This is a genomic window from Agromyces luteolus, from assembly GCF_009729855.1.
In the GTDB taxonomy this organism is placed as follows: Bacteria; Actinomycetota; Actinomycetes; order Actinomycetales; family Microbacteriaceae; genus Agromyces; species Agromyces luteolus.
The window spans coordinates 387,910-405,885 of record NZ_WODA01000025.1 but is presented as its reverse complement, the minus strand read 5'-3'; the positions used below and the strand labels follow the sequence as shown (position 1 = coordinate 405,885).

Here is a 17,976-nt window from a genome sequence, read left to right as displayed (position 1 = left end):
CACGCGGCATCCGCTCGGGTACGCTCGTCCGAGGCATCCAGCACCATCACGCCGCGACACCGGGGGGACATGTACCTCAAGAGCCTCACCCTGAAGGGCTTCAAGTCCTTCGCGCAGCCGACCACCTTCGCGTTCGAGCCGGGGGTCACGTGCATCGTCGGCCCCAACGGCTCCGGCAAGTCGAACGTCGTCGACGCGCTCGCCTGGGTGATGGGGGAGCAGGGCGCCAAGACGCTCCGCGGCGGCAAGATGGAGGACGTCATCTTCGCGGGCACCTCCACGCGCGGCCCGCTCGGTCGCGCCGAGGTGAGCCTGACCATCGACAACGCGGATGGCGCGCTGCCGATCGAGTACACCGAGGTCACGATCTCGCGCACGCTGTTCCGCAACGGCGGCAGCGAGTACGCGATCAACGGCGAGCAGTGCCGCCTGCTCGACGTACAGGAGCTGCTCAGCGACTCGGGCCTCGGCCGCGAGATGCACGTCATCGTCGGCCAGGGCCAGCTCGACCAGGTGCTGCACGCGAGCCCGGAGGACCGCCGGGGGTTCATCGAGGAGGCCGCGGGCATCCTCAAGCACCGCCGGCGCAAGGAGAAGACGCTCCGCAAGCTCGACGCCATGCAGGCGAACCTCACGCGCCTGACCGACCTCGCCGCGGAGCTCCGTCGGCAGCTGAAGCCCCTCGGCCGTCAGGCCGAGGTCGCGCGCGAGGCCGCCGGCATCGCCGCCGTCGTGCGCGACGCGAAGGCGCGGCTCGTGGCCGACGAGGTCGTCGAGCTGCGGCGTGCGCTCGAGGCCGCCGGGCGCACCGAGCACGAACGGCACGCCGAGCGCCTCGTGCTCCAGCAGGAGCTCGAGCGCCACCAGGCCCACATCGACCGGCTCGAGCAGGCGCAGGGCGGCGACGACGTCGACCGGGCGCGCGCCGTGAGCTTCGCGCTCGAGCAGTCCGAGGCCAGGCTGCGTTCGCTCGACTCGCTCGCCCGACAGCGCATCGCGCTGCTCTCCGCGGCCGACGAGGGCACGGATGCCGCGCCCACCGTGACGCTCGCCGACATCGATGCCGCGCGGGGCGAGCTCGACGGCATCCGCGGCGGCGTCGGCGACGCGGCGTCCGCCCTCGAGCAGGCGGCCGTGACCACCCGCGATGCGAGGACCGCGCTCGACGCCGTCGACGAGGAGATCGCCGCGCAGGCGGCACGCGTCAGCGAGTACGACCTGCGCGCCTCCCAGCTCTCCGGCCGGGCCGACGCGGCGGCGTCGAAGCTCGCCGCCGTCCGCGGCGAGGTGCTCCGGCACCGCAACGCCCTCGACGCCGCGCAGTCGCGCCGCGAGACGGCCGCCGCCGACCTCGCGCGCGTCGAGGCGGAGTCCGACGCCGATCCCGCCTCCGCGACCGACCTCGACGAGGCGTACGAGCTCGCGCAGGCCGCGGTGTTCGAGGCCGAGACCGAGATCGAGAAGCTCCGCGAGGCGCTCCACGACCGCGAACGCGAGCGCGATGCGCTGGGCGCGCGCGTCGGAGCGCTCTCGCTCGCGCTCGACCAGAAGGACGGCTCGGCCGCGCTCGCCGCGTCCGGCACCGCGGGCGTTCGGGGCCTGCTCGCCGAGCACCTGCGCGTCGAGCCCGGCTACGAGGCCGCGATCGCCGCCGCGCTCGGGCCGCTCGCCGAGTCGGTGCTCGTGGACGACCGCGTCGCGGCCCTCAGGGCCGTCGGCGTCGCGACCGACGACGACCTCGGCCGCGTCGCGCTCACCATCGCCGAGCCGGGACCCGGTTCGCGCGGCGCCGGCAGCGCGCTCGCCGTCGACGGGCTCACGGCCGCGGCCGACGTGGTGACCGCACCCGCCGGCATCCTCGCCCTGCTCGGCGAGGTGGTCATCGCCGACGACCTCGACGCGGTGCGCGCCGCCGAGCCCGCGATCGCCGCCCTCGACCGGCCTGCGACCGTGATCACGCGAGACGGCACGGTCATCGGGCGGTACGTCGTGCACGGCGGATCGGGTCGGACGCAGAGCCGCATCGAGCTGATCGCCGAGCGCGACCGCGCGGAAGCGCGGCTCGAGGAGGTCCGATCCGACATCGAACGCGCACGCTTCGACCTCGACGAGCAGCGTGGCAACGCCGAGCACGCCAAGCAGCAGTCGAAGCTCGCGCTCGCGGCGCTGCGCGAGTTCGACGCGCAGCTCGCCCAGCGCACCGAGGCGCTGAACCGCGCCCGCGTGCAGGCCGAGGCGGCCGCGGCCGAGACCGATCGCCTCGCCGATGCCCTGCGGACCGCCGAGGAGCGCATCGCCGAGGCCGAGCAGGCCGCGACGGCGGCCAAGGACGAGCTCGAGGCCGCCCGCGCCGAGCCACGACCCGTGCTCGACGCCGATCGCCGCGACGGCGCGCTCGCCGCGCTCGAGCGCGCCCGAGAGGGCGAGGTCGAGGCGCGACTGAAGCTCGAGACCGCGCGCGAGCGCGTGCGGGCCGAGGAGGCGCGGATCGTCGCGATGGAGCGCCAGCACGAGGCCGAGCGGCGTGCCGCCGACGAGGCCGCGCGGCGCGCCGTCATCCGTCGCGCCCAGCTCGACGCCGCGTCACGCGTCGCCGACGCGCTGCCGCCGGTGCTCGCCGCGGTGGGCCGTTCGGTCGCCGAGGCCCGTGTCGCGCTCGCGGCCGCCGAGGCCGAGCGGACGAGCCGCAACGAGGAGGTCCAGGTCGCACGACGTGCCGAGGCATCCGCTCGCGAACGGCTGCAGGCCGTGACGGAGGACGTGCACGGGCTCGAGCTGCGCATCTACGAGAAGAAGCTCCACGTCGGCTCGCTCGTCGAACGTGCCGAGAGCGAGCTCGGGCTCGGCGAGGACGTCCTGGTGGCCGAGTACGGTCCCGACCAGCCCGTGCCCGACGACGCGGACGCCGAGGCGGAGCCGCGGCCGTTCGTTCGTGCAGAGCAGCAGAAGCGCCTGCAGGCCGCCGAGCGCAAGCTCGCCCAGCTCGGCCGGGTGAACCCGCTCGCGCTCGAGGAGTTCGCGGCGCTCGAGCAGCGCCACCAGTTCCTCACCGAGCAGCTCACCGACCTCGCGAACACCCGCAAGGACCTCCTCACGATCATCGAGGAGATCGACGGGCGCATGGAGTCGATCTTCCGCTCGGCCTTCGAGGACACGCGGGAGGCCTTCGCCGAGGTGTTCCCCATCCTGTTCCCCGGCGGCGAGGGGCGCATCGCGCTCACGAACCCCGACGACCTGCTCACCACCGGCATCGAGGTGAGCGTCAAGCCCGCCGGCAAGAAGATCGAGCGGCTGTCGCTGCTCTCGGGCGGCGAGCGCTCGCTCGCCGCGGTGGCGCTGCTCATGGCGATCTTCAAAGCCCGCCCCAGCCCGTTCTACATCATGGACGAGGTCGAGGCCGCCCTCGACGACGCCAACCTCGGTCGGCTGCTGACGACCTTCGAGGACCTCCGCGAGGAGAGCCAGCTCATCGTCATCACGCACCAGAAGCGCACGATGGAGATCGCCGATGCGCTCTACGGCGTCTCGATGCGCCAGGACGGCGTCTCGGCGGTGGTCGGCCAGCGCGTGCGCGAGGAGTTCGCCGCGAAGGCCAGCTGACACCGGTGATCGAGGGGGCCGCCCTGCGGCCCGCCCGGTGATCGAGTAGGCCGCCCTGGGGCCCGCCCGGTGATCGAGTAGGCCGCCCTGCGGCCCGCCCGGTGATCGAGTAGGCCGCCCTGCGGCCGTATCGAGATCCGGTGACGGGGTCTCGATACGCTGCCTTCGGCTGCTACTCGACCACCGCCTTCGGCTGCTCCTCGACCACCGCCTTCGGCCGCTCCTCGACCACCGACTTCGGCCGCTCCTCGACCACCGGTGCCGCGCTCACGTGAGCCGGCGGTCGCCCGGCGCGAGCACCCGGAACCAGCGGTACCCGTACGCGTCGAGCTCGACGTCGATCCGGCCGCGCTCGTCGATCGGGTCGGCGTCGACGGCGAACAGGTCGGAGAGCACCGCGTCGCCCGGCACGTCGCCGAGCTCCAGCGTCACGCGCACGGGTCGCGGCGCGAAGTTGTGCAGCGCGACGAACCGCAGGTGGTCCTCGGTGATGCGGTGCGCGAGCACGGCCGGTTCGCCGACGTCGAGCAGCTCGAACGCACCCCAGCCGATCTCGGGCGAGTTGCGGTACCTCGTCACGAAGCCGCGGATCGCCGCGAGCAAGGAGTCGGGGTCGTGCATCTGCGCCTCGACGCTGACGTGCTCTGGCGCGTACCCGTCGCCGGGCGGGGAGGCGGCGAGCCGGCCCGGCGCGGCCCGCGAGAAGCCGCCGTTGCGGCCGCCCGTCCACTGCATGGGCGTGCGCACCGCCTGCCGCTTCTCCTGCTCGCCGTTCTCGCCCATCCCGATCTCCTCGCCGTAGAAGAGCACGGGCGTGCCGGGGAGCGCGAACAGCAGGCTGTAGACCATGCGGATGCGGCGTGGATCGCCCTCCAGCATCGGCGGGAGCCGTCGCACGATCCCGCGACCGTACACGCGCATCCAGTCCTCGGGCGCGAACGCGTCGAAGACCTCCTCGCGCTCGGCCTCGGAGAGCTTGTCGAGGGTGAGCTCGTCGTGGTTGCGCACGAAGTTCGCCCACTGCTTCTCGGGCTCGAGCTGCGGGCGCCGTGCGAGCGTGTCGCGGAGCGCCGTGGCATCCTGCCTTGCGAGCGACAGGTACAGCCGCTGCATCGCCTCGAAGTCGAACTGCAGCGTGAGCTCGGCCGGATCGCCGTCCGCGCCGAAGTACGCGATCTGCTCGTCGTACGGCAGGTTGACCTCGCCGAGCAGGATCGCCTCGCTGGCCCGGCGCTGGAGGTAGCGCCGCAGGTCCCGCATGAGCTCGTGCGGGTCGCCGACGTCCTCGCCCTCCGGCGGCTCGATGAGGAACGGCACGGCGTCGACGCGGAAGCCGGAGAACCCGAGCTGCAGCCAGAACCCGACGGTCTTCGCGATCTCGTCGCGCACCTCCGGGTTCGCGATGTTCAGGTCGGGCTGGTGCCGGTAGAACGAGTGCAGGTAGTACTGCTCCGTGCCCTCGTGCCACTCCCACACGCCCTCCTCCTCGCCGGGGAACACGCTCTCGGGCGGATTCGGGGGGATCTCGTCGCGCCAGACGTAGAAGTCGCGGTAGGGCGCGTTGCGCCCGCGCTTGGCCGAGGTGAACCACGGATGCCGGTCGGACGTGTGGTTCATGACGAGGTCCATGATCACGCGGATGCCGCGATCCTTCGCCGCACGCGTGAACGCGACGACGTCGCCGAGCGAGCCGAGCCGCGGGTCGACGCCGAGGAAGTCGACGATGTCGTAGCCGTCGTCCTGGTCGGGCGAGGGTTGGAACGGCATGAGCCAGATGCAGGTGACGCCGAGCTCGGCGAGGTGGTCGAGCCGTTGGGCGAGGCCCTCGAAGTCACCCGTCCCGTCGTCGTTCCAGTCCATGAACGTCTCGACGTCGAGGCAGTAGACGACCGCGGTCTTCCACCAGAGGTCGCCCCGATCCGTGGCGCGCATCGGCTCAGCCCTCGAGCCCGGCCGACGGACCTGCGGCGCGGAGGGCCGGCAGGACATGGGCGCCGAACGCGTCGATGAACCCCGCCTGCTCCTGTCCGACGTGGTGCAGGTAGATGCGGTCGACGCCGAGCTCGGCGATCCCGAGCAGCGCGTCGAGGTGCCGCTGGAGGTCCGACGAGGCGAGGAGCGTGTCGGCGACCTCCGACGGCGTCGCGTCGGCGGTGCGCTCGTCGAACGCCTCGGGGGTCGCGAGCTCCCACGCCAGGTGGGGCGGCACGAGGCTCTGCCGCCACTGGTCGTGGGCGATCGCGACGGCCTCGTCGTCGGTCGGCGCCCAGCAGAGGTGCACCTGGACGCAGATCGGCCCGCGTCCGCCGGCGTCGCGGTAGGCGTCGATGAACTCCCTGAGCGCGTCGGGCTCCTGGTCGACGGTGATCACGCCGTCGGCCCACTCCGCGGTCTCGGCCGCGGTCTCGGTGCTCACCGCGGCGGCGATGAGCGGCGGCGTCTCGTCCGGGCGGGTCCAGAGCCGTGCCTCGTGCACGTCGAAGGTCCCCTCGTGCGTGACCGTCTCGCCGGCGAGGAGGCGGCGCATGACGTCGATCGTCTCGGCGAGCCGGCGGTCGCGGTCGTCTTTCTCGGGCCAGGGCTCGCCCGTGATGTGCTCGTTGACGGCCTCGCCGCTGCCGATCGCCGCCCAGAACCGGCCGGGGAACATCTCGCCGAGCGTCGCGATCTTCTGCGCCGCGACGGCGGGGTGGTAGCGCTGGCCCGGCGCCGTGACGACGCCGAGCGAGAAGTCGGTCGCCTGCAGCGCCGCGCCGAGCCACGACCACGCGTAGCCCGAGTGGCCCTGGCGCACGCTCCAGGGCGCCCAGTGGTCGCTGCACATGGCCGCGTCGAAGCCGGCCTGCTCGGCGCGCACGACGGCGTCGAGGAGCGCGCTCGGCGGGAGCTGCTCGTGCGACGCGTGGAATCCGACGAGGGGCATGGGGGTCTCCTTCCGTCAGCGCTCGATGCTTCCGGGACGCGCACGGGGCGACAAGGCCTTGCGGGCCGCGCGGTCGCCCGCTATCCCGCGTGCTGCGGCGCGAGCCCGCGGCATCCGCCACCCGTAGGCTGGGAGGCATGGTGGAACGCGCATCGTGGTCGCTCGGGTCGGCCCTCCGCAACGTCTTCGGCGCGAGGACGATCGACGAGGACACCTGGGACGACCTCGAGTCCGCGCTGATCCGCGCCGACTTCGGGCCGGCGGTGACCGAGGAGATCGTCGAGTCGATCAAGGCGCAGGTCGAGCGCTACAAGACCACCGACCCGCGCGACGTGCAGCGGATGCTCCGCGAGCTCGTCGAGGAGCGGCTCGCGAAGTACGACCCCACGCTCAAGCTCACCGAACGTCCCGCGGTCGTGCTCGTCGTCGGGGTGAACGGCGTCGGCAAGACGACCACGATCGGCAAGTTCGCCAAGTTCCTCGGCAACTACGGCCGGAGCGTCGTCGTCGGCGCGGCCGACACCTTCCGCGCGGCGGCCGTCGACCAGTTGGCGACGTGGGCCGAGCGGGCGGGCGCGCAGGTGGTCCGGCCCGAGCGCGAGGGCCAGGACCCGGCGTCCGTCGCCTTCCAGACCGTGGACTACGCCAAGCGCACCGGCACCGAGATGGTCATCATCGACACGGCCGGCCGCCTGCACACCAAGGGCGGGCTCATGGACGAGCTCGGCAAGATCCGGCGCGTCGTCGAGAAGCAGGCGCCGATCAGCGAGGTGCTGCTCGTGCTCGACGCCACGACGGGGCAGAACGGGCTCGCGCAGGCCGAGGCCTTCATTCAGCACGGCGGCGTGACCGGCCTCGTGCTCACCAAGCTCGACGGGTCCGCCAAGGGCGGCTTCGTGATCGCGGTGCAGGAGAAGACTGGCCTGCCGATCAAGCTCATCGGCCAGGGCGAGGGCATCGGCGACCTCACGGGCTTCACGCCGCACGTGTTCGCGCAGCAGCTCGTCGGCTGAGAAGGGGAGGGCGCGCATGTCCATGGAGCACGACTACTTCGGACTCGTCGGCGACTACTGGTCGGAGGACGTCGAGTACGGCGACCAGCGCGTCGAGGTGGTCCTCGACGCCGACGCCGACACCGTGGCGCTCGCGGCGCTGGATGTCGCGGCGACCCTGGTCGGCGAGCTCGAGCTCGTCGACGACGAGCTCCGGTCGGCGTTCGTCACGCAGCTCGACTCGGGCTCCTCGCCGGTGATGCGCTTCCTCGCGGCCGTGCTCGATCCCGAGCTGGAACAGGCCGAGGAGGTCGAGGCCGCCATCGGCCGCGACTCGGGCGATCGCCAGATCGACGCGCTGCGCTCGATGTCGCTCATCCGGGTCGACCTCCGCCCCGATGCCGACGAGCCCGGCGACGCGTTCGCCGAGTTCGAGTTCGGGCTCGCGCCCGAGGACACCGACGAGCGGCTCGTCGCGTCGATCGACCTCGAGCGCGAGATCGTCGACGTGCGCTTCGAGGGCTGAGCCCGCCCCGGCATCCGCAGCGACCTCCGAGCGGATGCCGCGGAGTCGCCCTCTACACTTGAGGGCATCATGGCTACGTTCGGCACCCTCTCCGACCGTCTCACCGAGACGTTCAAGAACCTCCGCACCAAGGGCAAGCTCTCCGCTTCCGACGTCGACGGCACCGTCCGCGAGATCCGGCGCGCGCTCCTCGACGCCGACGTCTCGCTCGACGTCGTGAAGTCCTTCACCGCGACGGTCCGCGAGCGCGCGCTCGGCGACGAGGTGAACCGGGCGCTGAACCCCGCCCAGCAGGTCGTGCAGATCGTCAACGAAGAGCTCGTCGCGATCCTCGGCGGCCAGCAGCGCCGGCTGCAGTTCGCGAAGACCCCGCCGACCGTCATCATGCTCGCCGGCCTCCAGGGCGCGGGCAAGACGACGCTCGCCGGCAAGCTCGCGAAGTGGCTCAAGAAGGACGGCCACACGCCCATGCTCGTGGCCGCCGACCTGCAGCGCCCGAACGCCGTGAACCAGCTCCAGGTCGTCGGCGAGCAGGCCGGCGTCACCGTCTTCGCGCCCGAGCCCGGCAACGGCGTGGGCGACCCCGTGCGCGTCGCGAAGGACGCGGTCGTCCAGGCGCAGCGCGCCCAGCACGACGTCGTCGTGATCGACACCGCCGGCCGCCTCGGCGTCGACGCCGAGATGATGAAGCAGGCCGCCGACATCCGGAAGGCCACGAACCCCGACGAGGTGCTCTTCGTCATCGACGCCATGATCGGCCAGGACGCGGTCACGACCGCCAAGGCCTTCCAGGAGGGCGTCGACTTCACGGGCGTCGTGCTCTCCAAGCTCGACGGCGACGCGCGCGGCGGTGCCGCGCTGTCCGTGGCATCCGTCACCGGCCGCCCCATCATCTTCGCCTCGACCGGCGAGACGCTCGACGACTTCGAGCCGTTCCACCCCGACCGCATGGCGAGCCGCATCCTCGACCTCGGCGACATCCTCACCCTCATCGAGCAGGCCCAGCAGGCCTTCGACGAGGAGGAGGCGCTCAAGGTCGCCGAGAAGATCGCGTCGGAGCAGTTCACGCTCGAGGACTTCCTCGCGCAGATGCAGCAGCTCCGCGGCGCGGGCTCGATCAAGAAGATGCTCGGCATGCTCCCCGGTGCGGGCGGCATGAAGCAGCAGCTCGAGAACTTCGACGAGCGCGAGATCGTGCGCACCGAGGCGATCATCCAGTCGATGACGCCGGCCGAGCGCAAGAACACCAAGCTCCTGAACGGCTCGCGTCGCCTGCGCATCGCGAAGGGCTCCGGCATGACCGTCACCGACGTGAACCAGCTCGTGCAGCGCTTCGAGCAGGCCGCGAAGATGATGAAGACCGTCGCGCGCGGCGGCGTGCCGCAGATCCCCGGCATGGGCCCGATCCCGGGCGGCGGCGGGTACGGCGGCGGCAAGCGCCAGGCGGCGAAGAACAAGAAGAAGTCGGGCGGCGGCTCGCGCTCGGGCAACCCCGCCAAGCGCGCGGCCGAGAACGCGGCGATCGCCTCGGGCCAGGTGCCCGGTGCGGCCTCGAACGCGCCCGCCGGCTCGGGCTTCGGCATCGGCGGCGGTGCGGGCGCCGCGGGCGGGCCCTCCGAGGAGGAGATGGCCGCGCTGCAGAAGCTGCTCGGCCGCTGACCGGCTGCCGTCGGCATGCCGCGGCGGAGCGCCCCGGCGTAGTGTTGGACCCGCGGCGCGCGCCGCGGACGAGGACGGAGCGACGATGACGACCGGCGACCCCGACTACCGCGACTCGGGCCTCGAGTTCGCACCCGACTTCCTGCTCGGCTCGGCGACCGCGTCGCACCAGATCGAGGGTGCAGCGACCGAGGGCGGCCGCGGCCCGTCGATCTGGGACACGTTCAGCCACACGCCGGGCAAGGTCTGGAACGGCGACACCGGCGACGTCGCGTGCGACCACTACCACCGGTGGGAGTCCGACCTCGACCTGATGGCCGAGCTCGGACTCGAGGCGTACCGGTTCTCGATCGCGTGGCCGCGCATCCAGCCGACGGGCCGCGGGCCCGCGAACGAGGAGGGGCTCGCGTTCTACGAGGGACTCGTCGACGGGCTCATCGCCCGAGGCATCCGCCCCATCGCGACGCTGTACCACTGGGACCTGCCGCAGGCGCTGGAGGACGAGGGCGGCTGGACGAACCGCGCGACCGCCGAGGCGTTCGCCGACTACGCGCGGATCGTGGGGGAGCGGCTCGGCGACCGCGTCGCGGTGTGGACGACGCTCAACGAGCCGTGGTGCTCGGCGTACCTCGGCTACGGTTCCGGTGCGCACGCGCCCGGCCTCATGGACGGCGCGAAGGCGCTTGCCGCGGTGCACCACCTGAACCTCGCGCACGGCCTCGCCGTGTCGGCGCTCCGCGAGGTCGTCACGAACGACCCCGGCTTCTCGATCACGCTCAACCTGCACGTCATCCGGCCGGCCGGCGAGACCGGGCACGAGGCCGCCCGCCGCATCGACGGGCTCGCGAACCGCGTCTTCCTCGGGCCACTCTTCGGCGACGGCTACCCCTCCGACGTGATCGAGGACACCGCCGACGTCACCGACTGGTCCTTCGTGAAGCCGGGCGACACCGAACTGATCGCGCAGCCGATCGACCTGCTCGGCGTGAACTACTACTCGACCGTCACGGTGCGGATGTGGGACGGCGTCTCGCCGCGCGTGAACGCCGACGGCCACAAGGACATGGGCGGCACGCCCTGGCCGGGCTCCCAGCACGTCGAGTTCCTCGAGCAGCCGGGGCCGTACACGGCGATGGGCTGGAACATCGACCCGTCGGGACTCGAGGACCTGCTGATCGCGCTGCACGGCGCGTACCCCGAGGTACCGCTCATGATCACCGAGAACGGCGCCGCGTTCGACGACGTGGTCACCGAGGGGCCCGACGGACCCGAGGTCCGCGACCTCGACCGCGTCGACTACCTCCGCCGGCACTTCACGGCCGCGCACCGCGCCCTGGCCCGCGGCGTCGACCTGCGTGGGTACCAGGTGTGGTCGCTCATGGACAACTTCGAGTGGGGCTACGGCTACTCCAAGCGCTTCGGCATCGTGCGCGTCGACTACGACACGCTCGAGCGGCTGCCGAAGGCGAGCGCCCGCTGGTTCGCCGAGCTCATCCGGACCCGGCGCATCCCCGCGTAGGCGCGCTACCCGCCCGCCGCCCCCCGCGGGTGCGTGCCCTCGCGCAGCTCGCGCGCGAGGTGCGCGACGACCGCGGTGAGGTCGCCGCCGTGCTGCTCGGCCACCTTCAGCTGGCGCTGGTACCCGGCGCCCTCGTCGATCGTGCGGCGGATGCGCTGGAGCTCGACCGCGCAGCCGAGGCGCTCCGCGACGGGGGCGAGGGTGACGAGCAGGTCGCGGAGCGCGTCCGCGACGGGACGCTCGTTCCCCGCGGCATCCGTGATGATCTCGGCGTGCATGCCGTAGCGGGCCGCGCGCCACTTGTTCTCGCGCACGTACCAGGGCTGCATGACCGGGAGCGTCTCGCCCTCGTCGAGCCGCGTCGACATCCACTCGACCAGGCTCTGGATCAGCGCGGCGATCGCGCCGATCTCGTCGGCCGACGACACGCCGTCGCACACGCGGACCTCGACGGTGCCCCAGCGCGGCGACGGGCGGATGTCCCAGCGCACCTCGGTGTGGTCCTCGATGACGCCGGTGCGGACGAGGTCGTCGACGTACCGTTCGTACGCCCCCCAGTCGGGAAGCTGGTAGGGCAGGCCCGCGGTCGGCAGCTGCTGGAACATCAGCGCCCGGTTCGACGCGTACCCCGTCTCGACGCCCGCCCAGAACGGGCTCGACGCCGACAGCGCCTGCAGGTGGGGGACGTAGGCGAGCAGCCCGTCGAGGATCGGCAGCGCCTTGTCGCGCTCCTCGATGCCGACGTGCACGTGGATGCCCCAGATCATCATGTTGCGGCCCCACCAGCGGGTGCGCTCGATGAGCTTGCGGTAGCGGGGCTTGTCGGTGAGCCGCTGGTCGTACCAGCGGCTGAAGGGGTGCGAGCCGCTGCACATGAGCTCGTACTCGCCGATGCGATCGAGGACGGCGCGCACCTCCGCCACCTGCCCGGTGAGGTCGTCGACGGCGCCGGCGACTCCGTCGTGCACGCCGCTCACGAGTTCGACCGTGTTCGTCAGCAGCTCCGAGGTGATGAACGGATGCGGCGTCCCGTCGGCCTCGCCGAGCTCGTCGAGCACGCGGTCGCCGACGGACGCGAGCTCGCCGGTCGATCGGTCGACGATCGCGAGCTCCCACTCGATGCCGACGGTCGATCGCTCGGATCGCGCGAACTCGATCGCCATGCGGCACCCCCGTCCCGCGCCCGTGGGCGCACGGCAATCATGTCACGGTGCGAACCGCCGGGGCCGGGACCGGGACGACGCGATCCGGCCCTGTCGTCGGAGCGGCGGCGGGGCTAGGGTGTGATGCATGACATATCACCGGCGTCGACATGGCTGACCCGGCCCGACTGCTCGAGGTCGCGAGCCTCCGCGAGCAGGTCGAGCGCGCGATCTCCTCGCGGATCGTCTCCGGGGAGGTCGCACCGGGCGACGTGCTCACCGTGCCGACCATGGCGGTGGAGTTCGGCGTCAGCGCCACGCCCGTGCGCGAGGCGATGCTCGACCTGGCGCGGCGCGGGTTCCTCGCGCCGATGCGCAACCGGGGCTTCCGGGTGACGGAGGTCTCGCTCGACGAGCTGCGCCAGCTCCGCGAGGTGCGCCGCCTGCTCGAGGTCCCGCCGATGCGGGAGCTCGCCGGGCACGTGCCCGACCAGACGGCCTCACGGCTGCTGGAGCTCGCCGCGGAGATCGTCCGCGCGGGCGAGGAGGGGCGCTTCCAGGACTACCTCGAGGCCGACACGACGTTCCACCTGACGCTGCTCGAGCTCACCGGCAACCGATTCCTCGTCGACGTCGTGGGGGAGCTGCGTCGGCAGACGCGCCTGACCGGCCTCGCCGAACTCGCCGAGTCCGGCGCGCTGACCGAGTCGGCGCTCGAGCACGCCGAGCTCGTCCGACTGCTCGTCGACGGGCGCGGGGATGCCGCCGCCGACCTGATGTCGCGCCACATCGGGCACGTGGCCGGCATCTGGAGCGGCGAGCGCGAGGACTGAGGCGCGGCGTGCGGGCGGTGGTCATCGGGGCGGGCATCGTGGGTGCCGCCTGCGCGCTCGCGCTCGCCGAGCGCGGCGCCGAGGTCGTGGTCGTCGATCGGGTCGGGGTCGCCGGCGAGACGTCGAGCCGGTGCGAGGGGAACCTGCTCGTCAGCGACAAGGCGCCCGGGCCCGAGGCCGACCTCGCGATCGCCTCGAACGCAAGGTGGCGGCCCCTCGCCGAGCGACTCGACGACGACCGGCGCGACGGACGGCCGGCGACGGAGTTCGAGGCGAAGGGCGGCATCGTCGTCGCGTTCGCCGGGGGCGGGGCCGCACTCGAGCGGTTCGCCGATGCGCAGCGGGCGACGGGCATCCGCGCCGTGGGGATCGACGCCGCGGCGCTCGCGGCCGACGAGCCGTTCCTGTCGCCCGAGGTCGCCCATGCCGTCCACTACCCTGACGACGCCCAGGTGCAGCCGTCGAACGCGACGCAGGCACTCCTCGCCGAGGCGATGCGGCTCGGCGCGCGCCTCGTGATCGGCGAGGTGACCGGCGCGATCGGACGGACCGGCCGACTCGCCGGCGTGCGGACGAGTGCGGGGGAGATCGACGCCGACGCGGTGGTGAACTGCGCCGGGCCGTGGTCCGCGGAGGTCGCCGCGCGCCTCGGCGCGCGCCTCGACATCCGCCCGAGGCGGGGCATGATCCTCGTGACGGCCCCCATGCCGCAGCGCGTGTTCCACAAGGTCTACGACAGCGACTACGTCGGCGCGGTGGGCTCGGGCGACGCCGCCCTGCAGACCTCGACCGTCGTCGAGTCGACCCCCGGTGGAACCGTGCTCATCGGCTCCAGCCGCGAGCGCGTCGGGTTCGACGAACGGCCGGGCGTCGCACCCGCGGCGGCGATCGCGGCCAAGGCCGTCCGCCTGTTCCCGTTCCTCGAGCGCACGATCCTGCTGCGCAGCTACGTGGGATTCCGCCCCTACGCACCCGATCACCTCCCCGTGATCGGGCCCGATCCGGATGTCGCGGGGCTCGTGCACGCGACCGGCCACGAGGGCGCGGGCATCGGGCTCGCGCCGGCGACCGCCGAGCTCGTCGCGCACGCCGTGCTCGGCGCCCCGACCGACCTCGATCCGACGCCGTTCCTGCCGAGCCGGGCCGGCCTCCGGGAGACCGCATGATCCGCATCACCGTCGACGGCGAGCCCGTGCAGGGCCGCGACGGCCAGACCATCGCCGGAGTGCTCGTCGGTGCCGGCCGCACCGCCTGGCGCACCTCGCAGACCGGAGATCGGGGCGTGTTCTGCGGCATCGGCGTGTGTCACGACTGCCTCGTGACCGTCAACGGCGTCGAGGGGGTCCGCGCGTGCCGGCGCGAGGCCGCCGACGGCGATCGCGTCGAACGGGAGGTGCGCGCGTGACGCACGTCGCGATCCTCGGCGGCGGCCCGGCCGGCCTCGCGGCCGCGCAGGGCGCCCTCGCCGCCGGCGCCCGGGTGAGCCTGCTCGACGAGGGCGACCGGCTCGGCGGCCAGTTCTGGCGGCACCACGAACGGCTGACCGATCCCCGCCTCCAGCACGCGTGGCACCGGTTCGGGCGACTGCGCGGCGCACTGGCCGACGGCGACGCCCAGGTGCACGTCGGCGCGAGCGTGTGGTGGGCCGAGGCGTCCGCCGACGGGGTCCGGCTGCGCGCCACGGTCGGCGACGCCGACGGCGACGGCCGGACCGGGCTCGAGGTCGACGCCGACGCGGTCGTCGTCGCCACCGGCGCGCACGACCTCGCGCTCCCCGTCCCCGGCTGGACCCTGCCCGGCGTCACCACGGCCGGCGCCGCGCAGGCGCTCGCCAAGCGCGACGGCGTCGCCGTCGGGCGCCGCACGGTCGTGAGCGGCTCGGGGCCGTTCCTCCTGCCCGTGGCGCACTCCCTCGCGCTCGTCGGATCCGAGGTCGTGGCGGTGCATGAGGCGTCGCGGCTCCCCGCGCTCGCCCGCGGGTGGCTGCCCCGGCCGTGGGAGCTCGCCGGCAAGGCCGAGGAGTTCCTGGAGTACGCGGGCGGCCTCATGCGGCATCGGATCCCGTACCGGACGGGGAGCGCCGTCGTGCGGGTCCTCGGGACCGACCGGGTGGAGGGCGTCGTCGTCGCCGCGGTCGACGCCGACTGGCGACCGATCCCGGGCACCGAACGCGAGGTCGCGTGCGACGCGGTCGCGCTCGGCCACGGCTTCACGCCACGGCTCGAGGCCGCCCTCGCGCTGGGGTGCGCGATCGACGGCGATCATCGCGGGCGATTCGTCGTAGTGGATGACACGCAGCGCACCAGCGTCGCCCGCGTGTTCGCCGCGGGCGAGCTCACGGGCATCGCGGGTGCCGACGCCGCGCTCGCCGAGGGCGCCGTCGCCGGGTTCCTCGCGGCGGGCGGTGCGTTCGACGATCCCCGCCTCCGGGGCCCGGTGGCCGCGAGGTCGCGGACGCGCGCGTTCGCGAGGCGCCTCGAGCGGGCGCACGGGATCCGGCCCGGATGGACGGCGTGGCTCGACGACGACACGATCGTGTGCCGCTGCGAGGCCGTCGCGCGGCGGGCGATCGTCGAACGCGCCGACGTGCCGCTCCGCGCGATGCGGCTCGCGACGCGCGCGGGCCTCGGCCCCTGCCAGGGGCGCACGTGCGGTCGGACCGTCGAGGCGATCGTCGCCGAGGCCGGCGGGGCCGCGGCATCCGTCGGGTTCGACCGTCGGCCGGTGCTCGCGCCGGTGCGGATCGGCGAGGTGGCGGCGCTTGCCGAGACCGATCCGCCCACGTAGCATGTGACATATTACTCGAACGAAACCCCGAAGGACGGACGACGCATGACCGGCACCATGGACCTGGGCGGCGTCATCGTCGCGACGACGCTCGCCTTCCGGGAGGACGACTCGGCACCCGCGGGGCTCGCCGTCGACTACGACCGGTTCGCCGAGCACGTCGACTTCCTCATGCGCAACGGATGCCGCGGCGTCGGGCCGAACGGATCGCTCGGCGAGTACTCGTCGCTCACCGACGACGAGCGCCGCCGGGTCATCCAGGTCGCCGTCGAGGCGGTCGACGGCCGCGGCGTCGTCGTCGCCGGCGCCCACGGCGTCGGCAGCCACCAGGCGCGGGCGTGGGCCGAGCTGGCCCGCGAGGACGGCGCCGACGGCGTGCTGCTCCTCCCGCCGACGCTCTACCGGGCGAACGAGGGCGAGGTGATCGCGCATTACGAGGAGGTGGCGAAGGCGGGCCTGCCGATCATGGCCTACAACAACCCCTTCGACACCAAGGTCGACCTCGTGCCCTCGCTCGTCGCGAAGCTCGCCGAGATCCCCGAGGTCGTCGCGATCAAGGAGTTCTCGGGCGATGTCCGGCGCGTGTACGAGATCCGGGAGCTCTGCGACATCGACGTCATCGCGGGCGCCGACGACGTGCTGTTCGAGCTCATGGTCAACGGCGCGGTCGGCTGGTTCGCCGGCTACCCGAACGCCTTCCCGAAGGAGGCGGTCGAGCTGTACGACCTGTGCGCCCGCGGAGACTGGCACGAGGCGAAGGCCCTCTACGAGCAGCTCGTCGCCGTGTTCCGCTGGGACTCGCGCACCGAGTTCGTGCAGGCCATCAAGCTCTCCATGGACATCTGCGGCAACTCGTACGGCGGGCCGACCCGCCCGCCGCGCGGCCCGCTCTCCGCGGAGCAGCACGCGCAGGTCACGGCCGACACCGAGCGGGCGCTCGCCGCCCTGGCGGCGCGCTGATGAGGGCGCGCCGGGTCGTCACGGCGGTCGACTCCCACACCGAGGGGATGCCGACCCGCGTCGTCACGGGCGGCGTCGGCCGGATCCCCGGCGCGACCATGAACGACCGGCGCCTCCACGCCATGGAGCACCTCGACGGCCTCCGCGGCTTCCTCATGAACGAGCCGCGCGGTCACGCCTCGATGTCGGGCGCGCTGCTGCAGCCGCCCGCGCGCGACGACGCCGACTGGGGCGTCGTCTTCATCGAGGCGAGCGGGTTCCTGCCCATGTGCGGGCACGGCACGATCGGGGTCGCGACGGTCCTCGTCGAGACCGGCATGGTCGAGGTGACCGAGCCGGTGACCGAGATCCGGCTCGACGTGCCGGCGGGGCTCGTCGTCGCGCGCGTCGAGGTCGAGGGCGGCCGGGCGACGCGCGTCACCATCGAGAACGTGCCGAGCTTCGTCGAGCGGCTGGATGCCTCGATCGAGGTGCCCGGCCACGGGACCGTGCCGTACTCCATCGCGTTCGGCGGCAACTTCTACGCGCTCGTCGAGCTCGACGCGCTCGGACTGCCGTTCGACCGCGAGCGCAAGGACGACCTCCTCGCGGTGGGGCTCGCGATCATGGACGCGATCAACACGCAGGCGCCGCCGCGGCACCCCGTGCTCGAGGGTGCGGACCACGTGCACCACGTCGAGTTCATCGCCCCGGGCTCCGACGCCGTGCGATCGCGACACGCGATGGCGATCCATCCGGGCTGGTTCGACCGGTCGCCGTGCGGGACCGGGACCTGCGCCCGGATGGCCGAGCTGCACGCGCGAGGCGACCTCGCGCTGGAGGCAGACTTCGTCAACGAGTCGTTCATCGGGAGCGAGTTCACCGGGCGGCTCCTGCGGGAGACGGCCGTCGGCGGCGTGACCGCCGTCGTGCCGACGATCAGCGGCCGCGCCTGGGTGACCGGCTTCGCGCAGTACGTGCTCGACGACGACGACCCGTTCCCCGAGGGGTTCGTGTTCTGAGCGGATGCCGCGTCGGAGCGCAGCGGGAGCCGGC

14 protein-coding genes are annotated in these 17,976 nt (G+C 73.1%); 11 read left to right on the top strand and 3 right to left on the bottom strand.

Annotated elements, in window-relative coordinates; all coding sequences use genetic code 11:
- Positions 1-69 precede the first annotated feature (69 nt).
- Positions 70-3,600, top strand: a complete 3,531-nt coding sequence (gene smc / locus GLX25_RS15545; protein WP_155843413.1) for a chromosome segregation protein SMC — start codon at positions 70-72, stop codon at positions 3,598-3,600.
- A gap of 267 nt (positions 3,601-3,867) precedes the next feature.
- Here smc and GLX25_RS15540 read toward each other — a convergent pair whose 3' ends face one another.
- Both GLX25_RS15540 and GLX25_RS15535 read right to left on the bottom strand, forming a co-directional pair.
- A complete protein-coding gene (locus GLX25_RS15540; protein WP_155843412.1) occupies positions 3,868-5,532 on the bottom strand; it encodes an alpha-amylase family protein in 1,665 nt (554 codons plus the stop codon).
- A gap of 4 nt (positions 5,533-5,536) precedes the next feature.
- Positions 5,537-6,523 carry a TIGR03885 family FMN-dependent LLM class oxidoreductase gene (locus tag GLX25_RS15535; RefSeq protein ID WP_155843411.1) on the bottom strand — a complete coding sequence of 329 codons (987 nt, stop codon included), beginning with the start codon at positions 6,521-6,523 and terminating at the stop codon, positions 5,537-5,539.
- Positions 6,524-6,660: 137 nt separating this feature from the next.
- Between GLX25_RS15535 and ftsY the strand changes: the two genes are divergently transcribed.
- The 4 genes from ftsY to GLX25_RS15515 all read left to right on the top strand — a co-directional run bounded on the left by ftsY (position 6,661) and on the right by GLX25_RS15515 (position 11,219).
- Positions 6,661-7,536 carry a signal recognition particle-docking protein FtsY gene (gene ftsY, locus GLX25_RS15530; RefSeq protein WP_154347653.1) on the top strand — a complete coding sequence of 292 codons (876 nt, stop codon included), beginning with the start codon at positions 6,661-6,663 and terminating at the stop codon, positions 7,534-7,536.
- A 16-nt stretch (positions 7,537-7,552) separates the two neighbouring features.
- Positions 7,553-8,041: a DUF2004 domain-containing protein gene (locus tag GLX25_RS15525; protein ID WP_155843410.1), complete on the top strand. Its 489-nt coding sequence runs from the start codon at positions 7,553-7,555 to the stop codon at positions 8,039-8,041.
- A gap of 69 nt (positions 8,042-8,110) precedes the next feature.
- The gene (ffh, locus tag GLX25_RS15520; protein ID WP_155843409.1) at positions 8,111-9,700 is read left to right on the top strand and encodes a signal recognition particle protein; all 1,590 of its coding nucleotides are present in this window, start codon (positions 8,111-8,113) and stop codon (positions 9,698-9,700) included.
- 85 nt (positions 9,701-9,785) lie between these two features.
- A complete protein-coding gene (locus tag GLX25_RS15515; RefSeq protein ID WP_155843408.1) occupies positions 9,786-11,219 on the top strand; it encodes a GH1 family beta-glucosidase in 1,434 nt (477 codons plus the stop codon).
- A gap of 5 nt (positions 11,220-11,224) precedes the next feature.
- Here the strand turns inward: GLX25_RS15515 and GLX25_RS15510 are convergent, their stop codons facing one another.
- Positions 11,225-12,382 carry a glutamate--cysteine ligase gene (locus GLX25_RS15510; protein ID WP_155843407.1) on the bottom strand — a complete coding sequence of 386 codons (1,158 nt, stop codon included), beginning with the start codon at positions 12,380-12,382 and terminating at the stop codon, positions 11,225-11,227.
- A gap of 149 nt (positions 12,383-12,531) precedes the next feature.
- Here GLX25_RS15510 and GLX25_RS15505 point away from each other — a divergent pair, with 149 nt between their 5' ends.
- The 6 genes from GLX25_RS15505 to GLX25_RS15480 are packed head-to-tail and all read left to right on the top strand — an operon-like array spanning position 12,532 to position 17,942.
- Positions 12,532-13,194 carry a GntR family transcriptional regulator gene (locus GLX25_RS15505; protein WP_155843406.1) on the top strand — a complete coding sequence of 221 codons (663 nt, stop codon included), beginning with the start codon at positions 12,532-12,534 and terminating at the stop codon, positions 13,192-13,194.
- 8 nt (positions 13,195-13,202) lie between these two features.
- On the top strand, positions 13,203-14,360 hold the full coding sequence (locus GLX25_RS15500) for an NAD(P)/FAD-dependent oxidoreductase (protein WP_166548893.1): 1,158 nt from the start codon (positions 13,203-13,205) through the stop codon (positions 14,358-14,360).
- A complete protein-coding gene (locus GLX25_RS15495; RefSeq protein ID WP_155843404.1) occupies positions 14,357-14,599 on the top strand; it encodes a (2Fe-2S)-binding protein in 243 nt (80 codons plus the stop codon). The genes GLX25_RS15500 and GLX25_RS15495 overlap by 4 nt, the downstream gene beginning before the upstream one ends.
- Positions 14,596-15,981, top strand: a complete 1,386-nt coding sequence (locus GLX25_RS15490) for an FAD/NAD(P)-dependent oxidoreductase (RefSeq protein ID WP_166548892.1) — start codon at positions 14,596-14,598, stop codon at positions 15,979-15,981. Before GLX25_RS15495 ends, GLX25_RS15490 begins: the two co-directional genes overlap by 4 nt.
- A 45-nt stretch (positions 15,982-16,026) precedes the next feature.
- A complete protein-coding gene (locus GLX25_RS15485) occupies positions 16,027-16,941 on the top strand; it encodes a dihydrodipicolinate synthase family protein (RefSeq protein WP_155843403.1) in 915 nt (304 codons plus the stop codon).
- Entirely contained in the window at positions 16,941-17,942 is a 1,002-nt protein-coding gene (locus GLX25_RS15480; RefSeq protein WP_155843402.1) for a proline racemase family protein, read from the top strand. Before GLX25_RS15485 ends, GLX25_RS15480 begins: the two co-directional genes overlap by 1 nt.
- Positions 17,943-17,976: the final 34 nt, after the last annotated feature.